The 20,520-nt window shown below is 60.3% G+C and carries 19 protein-coding genes; 5 read left to right on the forward strand and 14 right to left on the reverse strand.

The window, feature by feature from the left end; all coding sequences use genetic code 11:
- Positions 1-10: 10 nt before the first annotated feature.
- The gene (locus C7402_RS32105; RefSeq protein WP_116613527.1) at positions 11-916 is read right to left on the reverse strand and encodes a polysaccharide deacetylase family protein; all 906 of its coding nucleotides are present in this window, start codon (positions 914-916) and stop codon (positions 11-13) included.
- Between the two features lie 278 nt (positions 917-1,194).
- On the opposite strand from C7402_RS32105, the gene C7402_RS32110 reads away from it, so the two are divergent.
- The 4 genes from C7402_RS32110 to C7402_RS32125 all read left to right on the forward strand — a co-directional run bounded on the left by C7402_RS32110 (position 1,195) and on the right by C7402_RS32125 (position 6,486).
- Positions 1,195-2,187 carry an AraC family transcriptional regulator gene (locus C7402_RS32110; protein ID WP_133254598.1) on the forward strand — a complete coding sequence of 331 codons (993 nt, stop codon included), beginning with the start codon at positions 1,195-1,197 and terminating at the stop codon, positions 2,185-2,187.
- 315 nt (positions 2,188-2,502) lie between these two features.
- Positions 2,503-3,903 carry a M20/M25/M40 family metallo-hydrolase gene (locus C7402_RS32115; protein WP_116613529.1) on the forward strand — a complete coding sequence of 467 codons (1,401 nt, stop codon included), beginning with the start codon at positions 2,503-2,505 and terminating at the stop codon, positions 3,901-3,903.
- Between the two features lie 55 nt (positions 3,904-3,958).
- Positions 3,959-5,314, forward strand: coding sequence for an MFS transporter (locus C7402_RS32120; protein WP_165842044.1), 1,356 nt, complete (start codon positions 3,959-3,961; stop codon positions 5,312-5,314).
- A gap of 68 nt (positions 5,315-5,382) precedes the next feature.
- Positions 5,383-6,486 carry a porin gene (locus tag C7402_RS32125; RefSeq protein ID WP_112173931.1) on the forward strand — a complete coding sequence of 368 codons (1,104 nt, stop codon included), beginning with the start codon at positions 5,383-5,385 and terminating at the stop codon, positions 6,484-6,486.
- A gap of 234 nt (positions 6,487-6,720) precedes the next feature.
- Here the strand turns inward: C7402_RS32125 and C7402_RS32130 are convergent, their stop codons facing one another.
- Positions 6,721-7,620 carry an AraC family transcriptional regulator gene (locus tag C7402_RS32130; protein WP_116613530.1) on the reverse strand — a complete coding sequence of 300 codons (900 nt, stop codon included), beginning with the start codon at positions 7,618-7,620 and terminating at the stop codon, positions 6,721-6,723.
- A gap of 189 nt (positions 7,621-7,809) precedes the next feature.
- Between C7402_RS32130 and C7402_RS32135 the strand changes: the two genes are divergently transcribed.
- The gene (locus C7402_RS32135; RefSeq protein WP_116613531.1) at positions 7,810-8,763 is read left to right on the forward strand and encodes an aldo/keto reductase; all 954 of its coding nucleotides are present in this window, start codon (positions 7,810-7,812) and stop codon (positions 8,761-8,763) included.
- Positions 8,764-8,844: 81 nt separating this feature from the next.
- On the opposite strand, the gene C7402_RS32140 is transcribed toward C7402_RS32135, so the two are convergent.
- The 12 genes from C7402_RS32140 to C7402_RS32195 all read right to left on the reverse strand — a co-directional run bounded on the left by C7402_RS32140 (position 8,845) and on the right by C7402_RS32195 (position 20,392).
- Positions 8,845-10,017 carry a thiolase gene (locus C7402_RS32140; protein WP_112173934.1) on the reverse strand — a complete coding sequence of 391 codons (1,173 nt, stop codon included), beginning with the start codon at positions 10,015-10,017 and terminating at the stop codon, positions 8,845-8,847.
- Entirely contained in the window at positions 10,017-10,427 is a 411-nt protein-coding gene (locus C7402_RS32145) for a Zn-ribbon domain-containing OB-fold protein (protein WP_112173935.1), read from the reverse strand. Before C7402_RS32145 ends, C7402_RS32140 begins: the two co-directional genes overlap by 1 nt.
- A 24-nt stretch (positions 10,428-10,451) precedes the next feature.
- The gene (locus tag C7402_RS32150; RefSeq protein ID WP_116613532.1) at positions 10,452-11,579 is read right to left on the reverse strand and encodes an acyl-CoA dehydrogenase family protein; all 1,128 of its coding nucleotides are present in this window, start codon (positions 11,577-11,579) and stop codon (positions 10,452-10,454) included.
- Positions 11,580-11,586: 7 nt separating this feature from the next.
- Positions 11,587-12,780 (reverse strand): acyl-CoA dehydrogenase family protein, encoded by a 1,194-nt coding sequence (locus C7402_RS32155; protein ID WP_116613533.1) that lies wholly within the window; start codon positions 12,778-12,780, stop codon positions 11,587-11,589.
- Between the two features lie 58 nt (positions 12,781-12,838).
- Positions 12,839-14,521 carry a cation/acetate symporter ActP gene (gene actP, locus C7402_RS32160; RefSeq protein ID WP_116613534.1) on the reverse strand — a complete coding sequence of 561 codons (1,683 nt, stop codon included), beginning with the start codon at positions 14,519-14,521 and terminating at the stop codon, positions 12,839-12,841.
- Positions 14,521-14,829, reverse strand: coding sequence for a DUF485 domain-containing protein (locus C7402_RS32165; RefSeq protein WP_116613535.1), 309 nt, complete (start codon positions 14,827-14,829; stop codon positions 14,521-14,523). The genes actP and C7402_RS32165 overlap by 1 nt, the downstream gene beginning before the upstream one ends.
- A gap of 115 nt (positions 14,830-14,944) precedes the next feature.
- Positions 14,945-15,934 carry an acyl-CoA dehydrogenase family protein gene (locus C7402_RS32170; RefSeq protein ID WP_116613536.1) on the reverse strand — a complete coding sequence of 330 codons (990 nt, stop codon included), beginning with the start codon at positions 15,932-15,934 and terminating at the stop codon, positions 14,945-14,947.
- A gap of 12 nt (positions 15,935-15,946) precedes the next feature.
- A complete protein-coding gene (locus C7402_RS32175; protein ID WP_116613537.1) occupies positions 15,947-17,104 on the reverse strand; it encodes an acyl-CoA dehydrogenase family protein in 1,158 nt (385 codons plus the stop codon).
- A 2-nt stretch (positions 17,105-17,106) separates the two neighbouring features.
- Complete coding sequence (locus C7402_RS32180) at positions 17,107-17,904, reverse strand: SDR family NAD(P)-dependent oxidoreductase (RefSeq protein ID WP_116613538.1); 798 nt, start codon at positions 17,902-17,904, stop codon at positions 17,107-17,109.
- Positions 17,889-18,680, reverse strand: coding sequence for an enoyl-CoA hydratase/isomerase family protein (locus C7402_RS32185; protein ID WP_116613539.1), 792 nt, complete (start codon positions 18,678-18,680; stop codon positions 17,889-17,891). Before C7402_RS32185 ends, C7402_RS32180 begins: the two co-directional genes overlap by 16 nt.
- Positions 18,681-18,687: 7 nt before the next feature.
- On the reverse strand, positions 18,688-19,152 hold the full coding sequence (locus C7402_RS32190) for a MaoC family dehydratase (protein WP_112173944.1): 465 nt from the start codon (positions 19,150-19,152) through the stop codon (positions 18,688-18,690).
- Positions 19,153-19,168: 16 nt separating this feature from the next.
- Positions 19,169-20,392, reverse strand: a complete 1,224-nt coding sequence (locus tag C7402_RS32195) for a CaiB/BaiF CoA transferase family protein (protein ID WP_112173945.1) — start codon at positions 20,390-20,392, stop codon at positions 19,169-19,171.
- Between the last annotated feature and the right edge of the window lie 128 nt (positions 20,393-20,520).

Raw genomic sequence — 20,520 nt, forward strand, 5'->3', positions numbered from 1 at the left:
ATGACTCCGGTTACGCGTGTGCGTGCTGCAAGGCATAGTTGACGACTTCGTCGTGCCGCGCGAACCACACGCCGCCGGGCAGACTCTTCGCATACTTGATCAGTTCGTCGAGTATCCAGATGCGCGACCGGTTCGTGATGACGTGCGGATGCATCGTCAGTTCGAACAGGCCGCCTTCTTCGTACGCCGCGTCCAGTTCGCGCTTGAAGATGTCGAATACACCGGTCGGTGGCGTATAAGGGCGCAGCCCCTGGAAGCGATGCATCAGGAAATACACGGCGTCGTCGCGAACCCAGTCGAACGGAATTTCCGCCACGCCCGAGGGCACGCCGTTCAAATCGAGTTCATAGCAGTCGTCGTCGGCGCCCAGCGAGGAGTCGTAGACAAAACCGAGGTCGCGCAAAAGCTGAAGCGTATTCTCCGAAAAGTCGCCCGATGGCGAACGAAATCCCGTCGGGCGTTTGCCGGTCACCGCCTCCAGCGTGTCGAGCGAGCGCGAAAGAAGATCGCGCTCGTCTTCGAGCGCCAGCTTCGAATTGAGTTCATGAATCCAGCCATGCACGCCGATTTCGTGTCCGGCACCCACGATGCGCCGCTGCTCGTCCGGATACAGCAGCGCAGTGACCGCAGGCACGTAGAAACTCGCACGCACGTCGTGCTTTTCCAGCAGCGCAAGCAAACGAGGCACGCCCACGCGATGACCATATTGCCCCCACGCAAGACGATTGATGGACACCCCACCGTCGCGCAACTCGTTCGTTTCGTGGTCCGAATCAAACGACAACGCCACGGCGAGTTTCGCGCCGCCCTGCCACGTTTTCGGTCGGAATCTGCGCCCCGCGCGAACGCGGTTGACGCGTCTGCGCCATTCGGATTCCGGCCATTGCCAGGGTTGCATCGTGCTCTCTTCGGTCATGGGGACTCTCATCGTGCGCTTGTGCGCAACTCAAGGTTAAGGAAACGCCGCGCGCGCAATGGCTGCGGGTAAACACTGAATCGAAGCGGGTTGGCGCGTGGCATGCATGCAAATGCCGGCCGGCCAAGGGAGTCAGGCCTGCCATCGCCGCGTCACGTCGACGACTGTAAAAGAGCCGTTTATTTTCCAGTTGACAATTTGGGACACCGGCTTTTCTAATAAAGACACGATCTGCAAAACAGTTCGCGGAGCATGGAGGCGGCATAGTGAAAAGAGTCGTGAGAAGCGGTACGTTGTTTGGCTATCTGAAGGCGGCATGCGAAGTCGGCATCGACGGCGAAGCCATGCTCAGCCGCGTGGGCTTGAGCAAAGATTTCGCCGACCACCCGGACAGCCTCATTCCGCTGGACGCTTTTGTCCGGCTGCTCGATCTCTCCGCCACCGAGTCGGGCCGCAACGATTTCGGTTCACGTGTAGCGGTTGCGCGCGGCGTTCCCGACTACGGGCTCGTCAGCCTGCTGCTGCGTGAAGAAGAGACACTAGGCGACGCGCTGCGCACGCACGCCGCGCATTTGCACCATCATTGCGACGGCATTTACGTCGGCCTGGATACACGCTTCGGCAATCCGTTTCTCTCGTTTCGGATCTTTTCCGATTACCCGACGACGCAGGTGATGGAATTCGCCGCTTGTGGACTGGTCCAGCTCATTCGCTGGCTTGTCGGTTCCGACTGGAACCCCGCAGCGGTTTGCCATGAACATTCGCGTCAAACTCACGCCATCACGCAAAGCGCCTTCTTTCGCTGCGAAACGCGCTACGACCAGGTCATCAGCGGCATCCTGCTGGGGCGCGATGCGTTGAGCCTGAAAGTCACGGCGTCTCCGGCCGTGCTCCGGCGACAGGCCAAAACGCTGATCGAGCAAACGCTCATGAGCGCGCCCGATCATTTCGAAGTGCGCGTCGCCCAGATCATGAGCCAGCAGTTGCACGATTCGAATTGCAACGCCGACACGCTGGCCGAAATTCTGGGCATGAACCGCCGCACGCTGCACCGGCGGCTCGCGAGCCAGGGGCTTTCCTATTCGGCGCTGTTGCAGCAGGTGCGAAGCGATGCTGCCAAGCGAATGATCGAGCTGAATTCGATACCTCTGGCCGAGGTCGCGGAAGCGGTCGGGTTCGGCAGTCTGAGCTCGTTTTCCAGATGGTTCCAGAGCAGTTTCGGATGCAGCGCTTCGGAGTGGAAGCGCAAGCATCGCCTCGCGGTTCAATAGCGTATTGCCGCGCGCGACAGGTCCCTCTTCCTTCGCGTTGATCTGAAATTCCGTGAGGCGCTGTCTGTTTTGGACAGCGCCCACGTCGACGTCTTCCCCTTCCGCCCGTTCGACTTCATCAGGGTTTTTCCCCGGAGCGCGCGTCCCATTCTGGAAAATGCGTGTCCCGTGATGTCAATTACAAAGAAATTGACGCACTTACATTGATATCCACTTCGAGCACTTCGGGACAGCGGCGATCCATCTCCGATGATTCAGCCCCTTTTCCCGCATTGCTGCGCGCCGAAACCAGAGACAGTGGAATCAAGGGAAAACATGGAAGTCTTGCATGCAGAAGGAAACGACCCGCTGGATGCGGTATTGCGGTATATCGACGAGCAGAAGCAGCCGTTCATCACGCGCCTGATGGACTACGCATCGCATCCGAGCATCAGCGCTCAGGGTGTCGGTATCGACGAAGTGGCCACGCTGCTGCGCGATGCGTTCCTCGCGATCGGTTTGGAGGCTGAAATTCTGCCCACCGACGGCAATCCCGTCGTGCTCGCGAAATGGAATGGAAAACCGGGCGGCCCCACCGTGCTGCTGTACGGCCATTACGACGTGCAGCCGCCCGACCCGCTCGACGCCTGGCTCACACCGCCGTTCGCGCCGACCATTCGCGACGAGCGCATTTTCGCGCGCGGCATCGGCGACAACAAAGGGCAGCATTTCGCCCAGATCCTCGCGGTAGAGTCGCATTTGAAGGTTCACGGCACCCTGCCTTGCAACGTCATTTTCATGCTCGACGGCGAAGAGGAAGTGGGTAGCCCCAATTTGCTGCCGTTTGCGCTCAAGCATCGCGAGCGCCTGAAGGCCGATCTCGTCATCACCGCCGATGGATCGCTGCATCCTTCGGGCACGCCTGTCGTGCAGTTCGGCGTACGCGGCCTGCTGACTTTCGAGCTTCACGCGCGCGGGGCGAAACACGACGTCCATTCCGGGAATTTCGGCGGCATCGTCGTGAATCCGGTGTGGACCCTCGTGCATCTGCTGTCGACCATGAAGAGCCCGGCCGGCGAGATCACCATAGACGGCCTCCTCAATCACGTCGATCCGCCGACCGCGCAAGAACGCGCGGCCATCGAGCGATTGCCGATCGACATCGAGGGCGTGCTCGCCGGACTGGGCTTGACGCGACTCGACCAACCGCTGGCGCGCGGATACTTCGAACGCCTGATGTTCCACCCCACCCTGACGATCAACGGCTTTCATGGCGGATACGGCGGTCGCGGCATGAAGACGATCATTCCCGGCTCGGCCTTCGTGAAATGCGACATGCGCTTGGTGGAATCGCAGACCCCCGACGAAGTCTTCGATCTGATCGTCGCGCACGTGGCGCGTCACGCGCCCGAAGTCGAAGTGGTTCGATTGAACAGCATGACGCCCTCCAAAACGCCGATTACGTCGGCCTACACGAAGAACATCGTCAACGCGATCGAAAGGGCGCAAGGCACGAAACCATTTCTGTACCCGCTGGTTGGCGGCAGTTTGCCGGACTATGTATTCACGAAAGCGCTGCGGCTGCCCGCGTTTCTCATCCCCTATGCGAATGCGGACCAGGCGAATCACGCACCGAATGAAAACATGCGCATCGACTGCTTCATCAACGGAATCAGGACAGGCGCCGCGCTGCTTTCGTACCTCTTCGAGGGCGAAGCGAAAACCTTATCCGCCTGAGCGCGGGCGACGACCCCGATTTACCGCACCGAACCCCATCTTTCGAAGGCAAAACATGAGTGATTATGAGCATGGCCCGCGCTCCGGCGTACCGGCGTGGCGCACCATCGTGGCCACGGGATTGCTGGCCTTATCGTTCGCTTTCTCGTACATGGACCGGCAAATCCTGCCTTTATTGTTCGAGTCGGTCCGCCACGCCTTCTCGATGAGCGATACGCAGATCGGCATGCTTCAGGGCCTCGCCTTCAGCTCGTTTTACGCCTTCGCGGGCATTCCGCTCGGCTGGCTGGTGGATCGCTACCACCGCGTGAGGATCGCCGCGGCCTGCGTCGCCGTCTGGGGCATGGCGACGGCCGCGTGCGGGCTGAGCGGCAGCTTCGGACAGTTTTTCGTCGCGCGCACGGGCACGGCGATGGGCGAAGCGGGCTGCTCGCCCGCAGCGTACTCGATACTCTCCGACATGCTATCGGGCCGCGCGCTGTTGAGAGCCACCTCGGTCTATAACACCGGGCCTTACGTCGGCGGCGGCATGGCGCTCATCCTCGGCAGCGTCGCGCTACGGCACTTCACCGATACCGGCGGCATCGCCTTGCCGATGGCCGGGCATTTCGCACCGTGGCAAGCGGTATTTATCGTGCTGGGCCTGCCCGGCCTGATCTTGTCCGCCCTGCTCTTGCTGATACGCGAACCTAAGCGCCGCGAGGTCGGCGGCCACGAAAACGACATCTCCACGCGTGCCACGTTGAAGATGCTCTCCGGCTCTTCGCAACTGGTGTTCTATTACGCGGGATGGGTGTTCATTTCGTCGGGCCTGTTCGTGCTGTTGACGTGGTTCCCGAGCGTGATGATCCGCGAAGGTTTCGGCACGGCGTCGACCATCGGCCGGCCGCTCGGCGTGATGTTCCTCGTGGTCGGCTTGAGTGGATGCTTCCTTTCGCAACTGCTGCTGCGCAACCTGAACAACCGGGATCTGCTCAGCCCGCTGCTGCGCCGCCTTTCGATCGTCCTGGCAATGCAGATTCCATTGATCGCCGCCTTCATGCACGTCGATACGCCGACCGCAGCGTACTGGTTTTACGCCTGCGAGGTCGCGGTGTTCTCCGTCGCCACGACGTTCATGGTGACGCCCATCCAGCTCGTGGTGCCCAACCGCATGCGTGGGCGCGCCACCGGCGTGTTCCTGATGTCCAACTACATGATCGGCGCCAGCCTCGGGCCGGCGGCGGTTGGCGCGCTCAGCGACAGGATGGCGGGCGATCCGCATGGCCTGCTTACCGCGTTCGTGACCGTGCTTGGCGTGTCCTGCGTCGGCGCGGTGATCCTGATGTACCTGTCTTCCACCCGGCGTCTCGGTGCGAAAGAGCCCTGCCCGGCCCACGCGGACGCGGACGCCGTGGCGAAGCAGTCCTGAGTGCCCGGCCCCGTCAACGCGAAAAACGCAATCTACAAGAACAAGTCAATCGTGCTCATTCATAGACCATGAAAAAAATTTCCACCATTTCGATAGCACTACTATTCATATCGATGATGCCCACCCTCGCGTCGGCACAGAGCAGCGTCACGCTCTACGGCATCGTCGACGCCGGCATCGAATACGTCACGAACGCCCAGAAAACGCACCACTCCGTCGTGCAGTCAGGCTCGGGCGAGGTCTATGGCAGTCTGATCGGATTGAGCGGGTCCGAAGACCTGGGCGGTGGCGTGAAGGCCATTTTCAAGCTGGAAGCGGGTCTCAATCCGAATACGGGCGCGTCCTTGCAAGGCGGCCGGCTGTTCGGGCGATCGGCGTGGGTGGGTTTGGCGAACGACAACAACAAGATCATCTTCGGCCGGGTCTATACGCCGCTCTACGACGTCCTGCTTTATCTCGACCCGCTATTGGGATCGAACGTGAGCTTGCTTACGCAGGACGGCGGCTTCACTTCGCGCGTCGACAACGGCGTTCGCTATACGCGTACCGACGGCCCGTTTCACGAAAACGTGGTGTACAGCTTCGGGCACGATGCGGTCGACGCACCGCTCGGAACGACGGCAGGCGCAGCGGGAAATTCGAAGGAGATTTCGGCGTCCATCGACTACACGACCAGGACCGCGATGGTCGCGCTCGTCTACGACGACATTCACGGCCCGCTCGTCGCCAATCAGTACGAGCTAGGGCTCTTCGTACCCGCCCTCTCGATCACCGCCCCGACGACGGGTGAACGCGCGCAGCGGATTGCGGCCGCCGGGCGATATACGTTCAAGGACACGTCGCTGTTTGTGGGCTACCGTCATTTGCGCACGATCGTGGGTGGTCAGGTGCAGAACTCGAATCTCTATTGGACCGGCGCCACCGAACGCCTAAGCGCCGCGTGGTTCGTCGCGCTCGGCGTGTACCACCAGCAGGTCACCGGCATCGACGCGAGACCAACTTCGGTGGCCTTTCAAACCCAATACCTGCTTAGCAAAGGAACGGCGTTGTACGGGAACATCGGCAAGGTCTGGAACACGGCCGCGAGCAACATGGGAATCGATACCCAAACGCAGACACTGCTCGGCGCGGGGCAACTTGGCGCCAGCATCGGGATTTACCACATGTTTTGACGCTCAAGCATGTCGGGCGTCCAGGGGGGGCCTCAGGATACGCCAGGCCAAAGCGGTCATACTGCACGCCATTTTTTGTCGAGGGCATTCGGCCTGCCGCCAGGGCTTACGGCCGAACAGTTCGCCCCTGGTCAGCGCCTCTTAGGCGAAGGTAGCTCCGTGCAGGACGTTGCGAACATCGTATTGATTACTTTTGTTGCTATCACAACGCTCGACGTGCCGAATCGCCCAGACTCAAGCGACCCCTGCCACGCCCGCCGATGCGCGCAAGCGGGCGATGTCACGCGCAGGCGGTTCTCCAAAGTGGCGGCGATATTCGCGACTGAACTGCGACGGGCTCTCGTAGCCCACACGGAGCGCAGCAGTCGTGACGTCGATGGCCTGGACCAGCATCAGGCTGCGCGCGTCCTGTAGCCTGAGCTGCTTCTGGAATTGCAGCGGCGTCATCGCCGTCACGGCGCGAAAATGCTCGTGCAGGCTCGACGGACTCATACCGACTTCCGAGGCAAGCTGCTCGATGCTGAATCGTTCCCGAAAATTCTTCCCGATCCACGCGATGGCGCGGCCGACCAGCGCCACCCGCCCCTGGCTGAAGGTGATGTGGCGCATCCTGGCGCCGTCCGGCCCGGCGAGCAGGCGATAGAGAATTTCCTGCTCCGCAAGTGGCCCGAGCACGGGCAGCGCTGCCGGATCGTCGAGCAGGCGCAGCAGGCGTAGCACCGCGTCGAGCAGAGCGGCGCCCGCGTTGGACACGGTCTTGCCGATAGGCGGGGACGGCGTTTCCGGCGGCGGCGGCACGCGCAACGCCAATTCTCCCAGCATGACCGGATCGAAATCGAAGTACAGGCAGAGATAGGGTTTGTCAGGCGTCGCCTCGATCACATGGCCCATCGCCGGCAGGTCGTAGGTGACGACTCCATAGCGCCCCGGTGCATATCTGAACACGCGCTCGCCCAGCGTAACCTCCTTGTGCCCTTGCGCGACGAGGCACAGCTGCGGCCTGTAAACACTCGGCATCGGCATCGTTACCGTGGAGGATTGAACAAGCGTCACGCGTTCGATGGGGGTGGCGTGAAAGCCATCGCCCGTGACGTGTCGGCCAATCAGGGCCGCGAGTTCGGTCAGTGTTTTCATAGATTGCACCATTGCACGCGCGCGGCAGGACCGCAAGCGCGGCAGGATGGCCATGCAAACCGAGGCTTCTGGAGGATTGGGCAGTGATTTCGGTGCATCAGGCTAACGGTTCGGCGTCGCCGCACATCACAGTGCTAGCGGTGCCACGGGTCGCAGCGAACCTGGCCGCGCAACAATTATGGAGCAAACATGACCATCGATAATCTGAAAACTCCCACAGTCGCACTAGGCACCTGGGCCTGGGGCGACAGCGGCGAGACTGGCAACGGCTACTTTGGCAGCCACCTGACGCAGGCTGACCTGGAAGCGATCGCCGACAAAGCACATGCGGCCGGGTTCACCCTGTGGGACACCGCCCGGGTGTACGGCATGGGCCGTTCCGAAACCGCACTCGGGGCGGTGCTCAAGCGCTACCCCCGCAGCGACTACCAGCTCTCGACGAAGTTCACTCCGCAGATCGCGGGAACCAGCGATGATCCGGTGGCGGACATGCTGGAGCAGAGTCTGGCCAACCTCGGCACCGACTATATCGATCTCTACTGGATTCACAATCCAGCCGATGTGCCGCGGTGGACCCCGTACCTGATTCCATTGCTGAAGAGCGGGAAGGTCAAACATGTCGGCGTCTCGAATCACAACCTGAGCGAAATCCAGCTCGCCGACCAGATCCTTGGCGAAGCCGGGTTCCGGGTCGAAGCCGTCCAGAACCACTATAGCCTCCTCTACCGCAGCTCCGAGCAAGCCGGGATCCTGGACTACTGCCGCAACCAGGGCATCCCGTTCTTCGCCTACATGGTGCTCGAACAAGGCGCCTTGACCGGCAAGTACCGTCCGGAGAACCCGCTGCCGGAAGGCAGCAACCGGGCGAAAAGTTACAACAGTATCCTGCCTCGACTGAAGGCGCTGACGGACAAGCTCGCCTCGATCGGCCAGCGCCAGGGCGCCGAAGCTCCCGATGTCGCGGCAGCGTGGGCCATCGCCAAGGGCACGACACCGATCATCGGCGTCACCAGGCCCTACTATGTCGAGAGTCTGGTCCGAGCCGGCCGCATCACGCTCACCAGCGGCGACATCGCGGAGCTGGAAGCGCTCGCCGACGCCGCTAACGTGAACACCCGCGGCTGGTGGGAACACGCAATGTGAAAGCGCCCCGATCGATGAATTCGTAACGTTCGTGGATGCGTAAAAGAAAAGGCGCGGAATGGGTATCCGCGCCTTTTTCCCTTACACCGTTGCAGCCGAACCCAGCAGCGCCGTGCTCTGGCTCGATAGCGTGCCGCCATTGCCCTGCACGATCGCAACATCGATCCCGGCCTGCTGCCGCGCGCCCGCCTGAGCGCGAATTTGCTCCACAGCCTCGATGATCAGGAAGATGCCATACATGCCGGGATGCGTGAACGACAGGCCACCACCGTTCGTGTTGACCGCCAGCCGTCCGCCCGGAGCGATTGCCCCGTCGCTGACGAAGCGGCCGCCCTCACCCTTGGGACAGAACCCGAGGTCTTCGAGGAACAGGATCGTGTTGATGGTGAATGCGTCGTAGAGCATCGCCAGATCCACATCCTTCGGGCCCAGGCCCGCCATCTCGTAGGCACGTGCGGCCGATACCGAGGCCGAGGTGACCGTGAGATCTTCCATGCAGGAAATCTGGCGATGCCAGACTTCCGTGGCATTGCCGAGCACGTAGACCGGCTTTTGCGGACCGGCTTCGGCTTCCGGGGCCCGGCGCAGCACAAAGGCACCGGCCCCGTCCGTCAGCAGGCAGCAGTCACGCACGGTCAACGGGTCGCTGACCATGCGGGCATTGAGCACCTGCTCGATCGTCAGATCGTCACGGCTATAAGCCAGCGGGTTCAGTTTCGCCCACTTGCGCGCTGCGACCGCAACCTCTGCCAGATGCTCGCGCGTCGTGCCGTATTGATACATGTGCCGTTTCGCGGCCAGCGCGTAGGAACTGATCGGAAACATCGGCTCATACGGATTTTCGAACGGCTGCGGATCGAGCGACTTGCGCATCTCCACACCTTTGGCGCGGTTCATCGTGCTCGTCTTCTGCGTCGAGCCATAGCACACCAGCACGTTGTTGCAGGTGCCGTCCATTAGCGCCTGAACGGCAGGCCAAAGATGCGCAACGAAACTCGAACCGCCGATCATGGTCGAGTTCAGATAACCGGGACGGATTCCCAGATATTCAGCGACCGGCATCCCCCACATCGATGCCGAGACGCTGGCCGTGGCCAGTCCGTCAATGTCCGACATCTTGAGCCCCGCATCGGCAACCGCCTTGTGCGCCGCTGCGCTCAGGATTTCGAGTTCGGTGAAACCGGCCGCCGAGCCGAGGCCGGCCATGCCGATACCGGCGATGGCGGTCTTGCCGCGAAACTGTGAAACCGACATTACTTTGCCTCCCCGGTCGTGGAATCCACAGGACGGAACATCACGAGCGCTTCGCCCTTGATCTCACCGATAAATGCCTGAACCTGATCGCCGCATTCGATCGCATCCAGATCGGCGTCGACAATGCGGCTCATCAGTCGCGGCCCTTCAACCAGATCGATGAGCGACAGGTTCTGGTCACCGCCCGCTTCGGCAGGACGGCGCATGGTCGTCGTCGAATAGACGGTACCCGCACCCGAAGGCGTCTTCCATTCGAGTTCGAGGTTGCCGCAGCTCGGGCATGCAACGCGCGGCGGAAACACGAATTTCTCGCACGCCGTGCAGCACTGGATCTGCCAGTTGGAGGCCGCTACGCGATCCCGATACTGTTTGTCCGGGCCACCCACCACAACTTTCTCTTCTGTTTTCATTATCGTTCACCAGGTTCACGAGAATTATTCTTCCATCGCGTCCGCATAGGCCTGCGCATGGTAATCGTGATCGCCGAAGATCGGATCACACATGGTGAGGAAACGGAAATAATCGCTGACTTCCAGCTCGTCCGTCATGCCGATGCCGCCATGCAGTTGCACTGCCTGCTGCCCCACGAATCGTGCCGCCTCGATCATCGCGAGTTTTGCCGTCGCGATCATGCGCTCGCGCTTGCTGGCGTCCGGTTCCGAGAGACCTTGAATGCCGATGTAAATCGCAGACCCGGCCAGTTCCTTCTGGATCAGCATATCGGCAACGCGGTGCTGAAGCGCCTGGAAAGCAGCCAGCGGTTTGCCGAACTGCTGCCGCACACGCAGATAGTCGGTCGTGATCTCGATCAGGCGTTCCATCGCACCGAGCGCCTGAGCACAGAGTGCGATGAGCCCGTGGTTGATGCACACACGCAGCGCCTCATCGCCCGCACCCTGCGTGTGGATCAGCGCGTCGGCGCTGACCCTGACGTTGTTGAACGTCACGTCTGCCGCGCGTTGATCGTCGATCGTCGGATAGACCACGAGGTCCAAACCCTGGCTCTCACGCGGAACGAGGAAAAGGCGGATATCGCCGTTTTCGGAACCCAGCCGGGCACTCACGATATAGGCATCGGCGACCTGTGCGTGCCATACAACCGTTTTCTCTCCATGAATGACATAACCCTCTTCGGCGGGAAGCGCAACCGTGGCCACCGAATCCAGTTCGTAGCGCGAGCCGGATTCAGAATAGGCGGGTACCACGATCGAGTCACCGCAGGCAATTCCGGGCAGCCATTCCGCTTTCTGCTCCTGCGTGCCGTATGCCGACAGAATAGCGGCAGCCGCCGTGACCGGAATGACCGGCTCATGGACGAGGCCTCGGCCAAGTTCACGATTGACCACAAGATAGCTTTCGACACCCTGATCGAAACCGTCGTACTGCGCTTCGATCGTGAGACCCGCGACGCCCATGGACGCCAGATTCGACCACACATCGCGGTCAAATCCAATGCCGTTGCGAGCGCTCTTGCGCCTGTGCGCGAACGTATATTCGTGATCTACGAAACGACGCAGGCTGTCCGCCAGCATCCGCTGCTCTTCGCTGTATGAGAAGTCCATATTTACCTCAAAATCCGATGATCATCTTGTTGATGATATTTTTCTGGACCTCAGTCGAACCCCCATAAATCGAGGTCTTGCGCATATCCAGATAGGTGGCGGTACCTCCAGCCGCCCACTGCGGACCCGCAACCGGAATCGTCGCGCCCTTCTTGAGCCATGCCTGATCGAATGGCCGGCTGTGCGGACCCGCCACCTCCTGTTGCAGCATCGCAATGTCCTGCTGCAACTCCGAGCCGCGAATCTTGATGATCGATGCCTCGGGACCGGGCTGGCCTTCCGATTGCGTCGCCACGCGCAACACCATCATTTCGAGCACAGCGAGATCGCGCTCCACCTTCGCGATCTTGTCGCGCATACGCGGATTGTCGATCATGCGCCGGCCGCGTCCATCCTTCGACTCCGCCGCATAGCGCTTGAGATGACGCAGCTCGCGATGGCAGTGACCAATGCCCGCAATTGCCGTGCGTTCGTGACCGAGCAGATATTTCGCGTACGTCCAGCCCTTGTTCTCCTCACCCACAAGATTTTCGACTGGCACCTCGACGTTCTCGAACCATGTCTCGTTGACTTCATAGCCGTGGTCGAGCGTGTTAATCGGACGGACAGTGACCCCCGGCGTCGTCATCGGGATCAGCAACATAGAGATCCCTTCTTGCGGCTTGGCTTCGGCATTCGTGCGGACCAGACAGAAAATCCAGTCCGCGTGGTGTCCCATCGTGGTCCATGTTTTCTGACCATTCACGATGTATTTGTCCCCCACACGAACGGCTTTTGTTTTCAGCGACGCCAGGTCCGAACCGGCACCCGGCTCCGAATAACCCTGGCACCAGAAGTCGTCGACAGCAGGAATGCGCGGCAGGAAACGGGCCTTCATTTCCTCGCTCGCATATTTCATCAGCACCGGGCCTATCATGGTCAGGCCGAAGGGCAGTTGACGCGGGGCGCCGGCGCTGTAAATCTCGATCTCGAACAACATGCGCTGGACATGATTCCAGCCGGTACCGCCCCACTCCTTGGGCCACGAGGGCGCGCCCCAACCGTGCGCGGTCAGGATACGATGCCAGCGCACGTAATCCGACTTCTCGATGCGCTGGTGCGACATCACTTTCGTGCGAATATCCTCAGGAAGGTTATCGCGCACGAATACCCGGACCTCCTCCCGGACGGCCATCTCCTCTTCGGTGTAGTGCAAATCCATGTCATACCTCTAGATACAGAACAGGGGGACCGCCAAGGTTCCCCGTTGTCGAAATCACTCAGTGCCCCACTGCTTCGCTCACGGTCAGACCCGTATGCGCCTGAAGGTTCTGCGCATCGAACGCGTCGCGCTCCTTCACTGCGCGTGCCGACTTGTCCGTCACCGAGAAGAACCAGATCGCCAGGAATGCGACGGGAACCGAGATCAGTGCCGGGTTATTCAGCGAGCACAGCGGCTTGGCGTTATGCAGCACCGCAACCCAGATTGGCGCCGAGAACAGCGTCACGACAAGTGCCGAGATCAGGCCAAGCAGACCACCGACGACTGCGCCGCGTGTCGTCGTACCCCGCCAGAAAATCGACATGATGAAGACCGGCAAATTTGCCGAGCCTGCAATTGCGGCCACAACGTTCACGAGGAATGCGACGTTGGTATTCTCGAAGGGAATGCCCAGACCGATGGCAATCAGGCCGAATACAACCGTCGCCGTGCGGCTGATCTTCATTTCCTTCCTGTCGTCCGCGTGACCCCGTGCAATCCAGGAAGCGTACAGATCATGCGAGATGCTGGACGCACCCGAGATCACCAGACCGGAAACCACCGCGAGAATCGTCGCGAACGTGACGGCAGCAATAAAGCCGAAGAACAGATTGCCGCCAACTGCACGCGAGAGACTGACCGCCACCATGTTCGGACCGCCCACCAGATCCTTGAGCAGGCTGAAATGGCCGTCGGCACCGACCTTGAAGTATTCGGGATGCTCGAACAGGATCGAGATCGCGCCCACGCCCACGATCAGAACGAGTACATAGAAGTACGAGATCAGACTCGTGGCGACGAAAACCGACTTGCGGGATTCACTGGCATTGGACACCGTGAACAGACGCATCAGCAAATGAGGAAAGCCGCCCACGCCGACAATTCCGCCAATGCCGAAGGAGAGCGCATTCCACGGATCCTTGAAGATGTGGCCGCTGCCCATGATGCCCGTGTGTGCAGGGTGCACGTCATTCGCCGCCTTGAACATCGCATCGGGATGAAAGCCGAAATGTGCCAGCGAGAGGAGCGCCATGATCGTGACACCCAGCAGCAGCAGCGTCGCCTTGATCATTTGCACCCAGGTCGTGGCCTTCATGCCGCCAAAGTACACGTAGATCACCATCAGGCTGCCGACGATCACTTCCGCCAGCCAGTAATGCAGGCCGAACAGCAGTTCGATCAGTTTGCCCGCCCCCACCATCTGCACCACGAGGTAGAGAATCACCGCCGTGATCGACGTGAAGGCCATCATGACGCGAATCGGACCCTGTTCGAGGCGATAGGCCACGACGTCGACCACCGTGAACTTGCCGAGATTGCGCACCGGCTCCGAGAGCAGGAACATGACGATGGGCCAGCCAAGGAGGAAGCCCACCGTGAACATGAAACCATCATAGCCGGTGAGGAACACGACGCTGGTTAGGCCCAGGAACGAAGCGGCTGACATGAAGTCGCCGCTGATGGCCAGACCGTTCTGAAAGCCGGTGAGACCACCGCCCGCCGAGTAGAAGTCCTTCTTCGTGTGCGTGCGTTTTGCAGCCCACCGGGTGATGACGAGCGTGCTCAGCACGAACAGAATGAACATGCCAATGGCGGCAAAACTCGTATCCGTTTTCGCAGCGGTTGCCGCGTCCTGCGCGTGGGCAGAAGTCGCTGCGATCAGGGCACCGAGTGCCGGAAGCAACCGGAGATATGCGTTCATCAGATTGCTCCCCGGGCCTGATCGACGACAGCCTGCATGCGCTTGTCGTATAGATTGGCGGCACGCACCGTATAAGCGTATGCGGTGAGCACCACGAGGACGATCAGCAGCAGACCGACGAGGATCCCAATGCTGATGGAGGAGCCTTCCCAGAGCGGGGTTCCCATGGCCCTGGGTGAGAAACCCATGATTGCCATGACGATGTAAAAGCAGACAAGGTTGACTGCCAGAAGTGCGCATCGGAAATTACGACGCGACCTTACGATCCGCATATATTCCGGGTTGGCGAGGATGGCCTTTTCAATCACGACTCAGTCTCCATGGTTATTGTTGTTACTCGTCACCGTCAGGCCGGCTAACGACTCCGGCCCGAAATCCAATACTAAAATTAGCGTGGACTTCGTTTAAGGCACCATCGCCGGCTTACCGTTTAAGGATATCGGTGATCGCGATATTCTCGAATTCAAGACTTGCCCGACCGATAATCTCGTACCAGTGAGATTCGGATCCGTGTGCGAGACGCCACGCATGCAATCTGCGTGTATAAAGTTGAAGATCGTATTCTTCGGTGATACCGATCGCGCCATGGACCGAATGCGAGATTGCAGCCACGGTTTTCACCGCCTCACTGGCTCTGCCCTTGGCCACTGCCGCCGGGAAGGTAGACGGCGTGCGTGCGCCCTTGCTGAAAGCACGAATGGTGGCCATGCGGGCAGCAGCCACATGTTCGGCCATCTCCGCGAGTTGATGCTGGATCGACTGAAACTTGCCAATCGGCTTGCCAAACTGTGAACGGTCGTTGCCATATTGCAGCGTGAGTTCAAAACAGCGTGTCATTGCACCCACGATCTGCGCGGCGTGCAGTGCTGCGCCCCATGCCTGGACATTTCCGCGTATGAAGTTGTCCTTGACGATGCTTGCTGCCTCGCCCGTCACGGACGCATCCCAGCACAGATCTGCCGTGCCGTCGTGATGGATACCGATCAGCGAACGCTGCGCACGCCCTGCATCCAGCACGAGATAGGCGTCTTCTGTTTCGGCCACGACATAATCCGCAATCCCGCCAAACGGCACACGCGGCGCGACCATGGCGCCCATCTTGTTGTGGTCCAGCGATGGCGCGAGCGTGACGATGCCGCCTGGAATGGCATCGCGCGGCAGGAGGGTACGCAGCACGATTGCCTGGCCGATCGGAAGCGGCGTGGCATAGGCGCCGAGCATCACCAGGATCGGAAAGATGCCCGCAAGGTCGAGATCCGCACCGCCGTCATCCTCACTCGCCATCAGGTCAAGGAATCCCGCGTCTGCCACTGCGTTCCATAGTTCCGTGTAAGCACCATCGCCCTCAATCTGGCGAACGACCTGCGGTGTGCACTTATCCTGGAGAATGGATTCGAATGCTTCGTTAAACATGACAATAATTCCTTAACGCAAGCCAAGACCGCGTGCGATCATGCCACGCAGGATTTCGCGGGTGCCGCCACGCAGTGAGTACGTCGGACAGACCTGGCTGATGTACTGGCTGGCGCGCACCAGCTCCGCATCGATCTGCGCACCCGGATCGAGGCCCAGCGCGTCTTCAACGATGGATGCGATTTCCTGCTCGAATGTGGTGCCGAGATCCTTGACCAGGGCCGATTCGACGAGCGGGCTCTCGCCGGCGACCAGCAGCGACGTGACTGAAATCGAAAGTTCACGAAGCGCGCTCAGGTGCGCGAACAGACGACCAATTGTCTTGTTGTGCCGGGCGTCGCGGGTATCACGCAGATGCTGAACCCACCGATCGAGAAGCACGATGCTCGAATAGATGCGCTCGGGCCCCGAACGCTCGAATGCGAGTTCGGCGTTGACCTGCATCCAGCCTGCACCCTCTGCACCGATCAGGGCATCCGTACCTAACTTGACGTCGTCGAAGAACACCTCCGAGAAGTGCGCGTCGCCAGCGAGATCGACGATCGGTCGTACCGTGACGCCCGGCGCCTTCAGGTCGACGATGACCTGCGACAGACCGTTGTGCCGGTCTTCCGGCGTACCCGAGGTGCGAACCAGTGCGATCATGTACTGGCAATGATGCGCGTTGGTCGTCCAGATCTTGCGACCCGAGAGCGACCATCCGCCTTCGGCCAGCGGCGTCGCCCTCGACCGGATACTGGCAAGATCCGATCCCGAATTCGGTTCGCTCATTCCGATGCAGAAAAACGCTTCGCCCTGGCAGATCTTCGGGAGATAAAATGCGCGCTGTGAATCGGTGCCGAACTTGTTGATGAGGGGCCCGCTTTGCCGGTCCGCGATCCAGTGCGCCGCGACCGGCGCACCCGAGGTCAGCAGTTCTTCCACAAGCACAAAGCGCGAGAAGGCGTCCATTTGCGCCCCGCCCCACTCCTTGGGCAATGTCACGCCGACCCATCCGCGGGCTGCCAGTTTGCGACTGAACTGGGCATCGAAGCCCATCCAGGAACGGGAACGCTGATCTGCCGAGGCCGGCGGCAGTTCAGCGCGAAGGAATTGCTGCACTTCGGAGCGAAATACCTGAGCATGCTCGGGCAATGTGGCTGGCGTCAAACGGTCGAGGATCGTCGTCATACTTACACCGAAATCGCAGAACCGCCGTTGACCGACAGATGCTGGCCCGTCATGTACGAAGCCGCATCGCTGAGCAGAAAGCAGACCGGACGCGCCACTTCAGTCGGCTCGGAGAAGCGGCCAAGCGGAATCTTTGCCATGTACTGGTCGCGGAATTTTTCACCACGGATGACTTCGGTCATCGGCGTTTCGACGACACCGAAGCCCACGGTATTCGCACGAATGTTGTACCTGGCCCATTCGCGTGCGGCACACATGGTCATGCCGAACACACCTGCCTTGGCGGTACCGTAGTTGATCTGGCCAACGGTACCGTTGCGGCCGGCGTCCGACGAGACGTTGACGATCGAGCCTGCGATCTTTTCACCGGCCTTCGAACGCGCGATCAGGTGACGGCCCAGTGCTTGCAGGAAGTGAAACGATCCTGTGAGGTGAACGTCGATCACCTGCTGCCATTGCTCGATCGTCATCTTGTCGATCATGGCCGTGCGCGTGATGCCCGCGTTGTTGACGAGACCGTTGACGCCGCCGAATTCAGCCACACCGGCTTCGATTGCAGCGGCGGCGGTTGCCGGATCCGTGACAGAACCTGTGACGCTCACACAGCGGTCGCCGAGTTCGGCCTTCAGCGTGTTGAGCCCTTCCGCGTTCATATCAACGGCGACAACCCGGCCACCGAGTCTGGCGATTTCGACAGCGAGCGCGCGGCCAATCCCCTGACCTGCGCCCGTGACGATAACCTGCTTGTTTTCAAGCGAAAAATTCTGATCCACTTCCTGTCTCCCTACTTCTCGTTCCATTGATACAGCGGCGGTTCTTTTTCGACGAAGCGACGGGCTGCCTCCTTGAGGAAGGCCGATTCGCGACACATCGCCTGTGCCATCGCCTCCTGCCTGTAGACGGTGCCTCGATCCGACTCGAAGGCCCGGTTCATCACCGATTTCATGATCCCGATCGCACCGTGCGGAGCGTTCTCGAAACGCTGTGCAAATTCGATTGCGTCTTCGAGCACCGAGCCCTCGTCGACCACGCGCTGGATGAGCCCCATGCCAAGCGCGAGCTTCGCGTCCAGCACCTTCGCGGAGAATGCGAGCATCTTTGCATTGGCCAGCCCCACCGCGCGAGGCAGCAGATACATGCCGCCCAGGTCCGGCGTATAACCGATTCTCGCGAACACCGCGCAGTATTTCGCATCCGGGGCCGAGAACACGAAATCGCATGCCAGGGCGAATGACAGACCGGCACCGAAGGCCGAGCCTTCGACTGCCGCAATAACCGGTTTTTCGAGGTCCACGAGTTCGTCGAACCAGCGGTGCATGTCGAGAATGCGTGTGCGCCCTTCAAACACGTCATTGGCCGATGCGGCTTCGGTAATGCCCTTGATGTCGCCGCCCGCGCAGAAATGACCACCGGCTCCTGTTAGGACAACGCTGGAAATCGAATCGTCGTCGCGAATGTCGGGCAGCAGTGTCGCGAATTCAGCGCGCATTTGCGCATTGAGTGCATTGCGTGCTTCCGGCCGGTTCATGGTCAGAACGGCAACCGACCCGTGTCTCGTGAGTTCAAGTGCGGCCATTGTGTCCTCAGTAGCTCATCTGCATGATCCAGTCGCCAACGATCGCCGGCTTGTCCGCACCCGGCTCGCCCACGCTCACCTTCCAGTAGACGCGACATACGCGGTCCTTCACGTCCTCCACCCTGGCAATCTGATAACCGCCGACCATCTTCGTGTTAACCGGCACGGGCTTGATGAAGCGGATCTTGTCAAAGCCATAGTTGAGCGACATCTCGCGGCCCGGATACTCGAAGAGTTCGTTGTACCAACTCGTGATCAGCGAGAGCGAGAGCAGACCATGGGCGATCGTCGAACCATAAGGTGATTCTTTCGCCGCGCGTTCCTCGTCAACGTGAATCCATTGATGATCCCCTGTCACGCCGGCGAACGCGTCGATCATCGATTGATCGATCGTGATGGGCGCACCGAAAACCGGATCCTGTCCAACGAAGGCTTTCAGGTCGTCGATGGATGCGAATGCTTTCTTGCTCATACACGCTCCGTAGTGATCAGATGGCGCCGCTGGCGCGCAGTTCTTCGATCCGGGCGGCATCGAGTCCGAGCAGATCGTTGAGCACGGCTTCCGTGTGCTCGCCGAGCAGCGGCGCCGACTTCACATATTGAAGCGGGGTTTCGGACATGCGAATCGGATTGGCGACAGACGGCGCGTCGACACCGATCGAGTGCGGCAGGCTCATCTGAAGACCGCGATGCTGGATCTGCGGGTCCTCAAATACCTGCTTGATGTTGTTGATCGGGCCGCACGGCACGTTCGCTGCTTCGAGCGCCGTGACCCACTCCGTCATCGTGCGCTTGAGCATTTCGGGCACGATTTCGGGAATCAGCAGGGTGCGGTTCCGGTTGCGATTGCCGGGCGTCGAATAGCGGTCATCCGTCGCCAGATCATCTCGGCCCAATACCTTGCAGAACGACTGATACTGGCTGTCGTTGCCGACCGCAACGATGATGTCCCCTTCCTTGCAGCGGAATACCTGATAGGGAACCATGTTCGAGTGAGCGTTGCCCATGCGATTCGGCACGTTGCCGCTCAGGAAGTAGTTGATCGACTGGTACGAAGTGATCGAGACGATGCTGTCGAGCAGGGACATGTCGATGTGCTGCCCGACGCCGCTGACATTGCGATATTCGAGTGCGGCGAGGATGGCGACCGTGGCATACATGCCGGTAAAGAGGTCGCTGACGGCCAGACCGCTCTTCATCGGTTCGTCATAGGGCGTGCCATTGGGCAACCCCGTGATCGACATGAGTCCGCCCATTCCCTGGAATACGAAGTCATAGCCCGGCAACGCCGCGTAAGGACCGTCCTGACCGAAGCCCGTAACCGAGCAGTAAACGAGTCGCGGATTCAGATCCTTGAGCGACTCGTAATCCAGACCGTAGCGCTTGAGATCGCCGACCTTGTAGTTTTCGACGACAACGTCAACCGATTTCACCATCTCACGGATCAGCGCCTGCCCTTCGGGCTTCGACATGTCAACCGTGATCGACTTCTTGCCGCGATTCGCCGCCAGGAAGTACGAAGAGTCCGTCGTTTCTTTTCCTTCGGCATCCTTAAGAAATGGAGGCCCCCATGCGCGCGTATCGTCGCCAACCCTGGGGCGTTCGACCTTGATGATTTCCGCACCCATATCGCCCAGATTCTGCGTGGCCCACGGGCCCGCAAGGATACGCGTGAGGTCAAGAACCTTGATGTGCCCAAGGGCAGATTTCATATTCCGTTGTCTCCGATATGTCGGTCTTGAATCCAGTCTATGGCGTCGTAAGGTTGATCGTCCAATATTAATTTCCGTGAATTTGATACGCTTTGCGTATCGCCCGCACCGTGACTTATGCTCAATAC

This window comes from Paraburkholderia unamae (assembly GCF_003096875.1).
Classification (GTDB): Bacteria; Pseudomonadota; Gammaproteobacteria; order Burkholderiales; family Burkholderiaceae; genus Paraburkholderia; species Paraburkholderia unamae.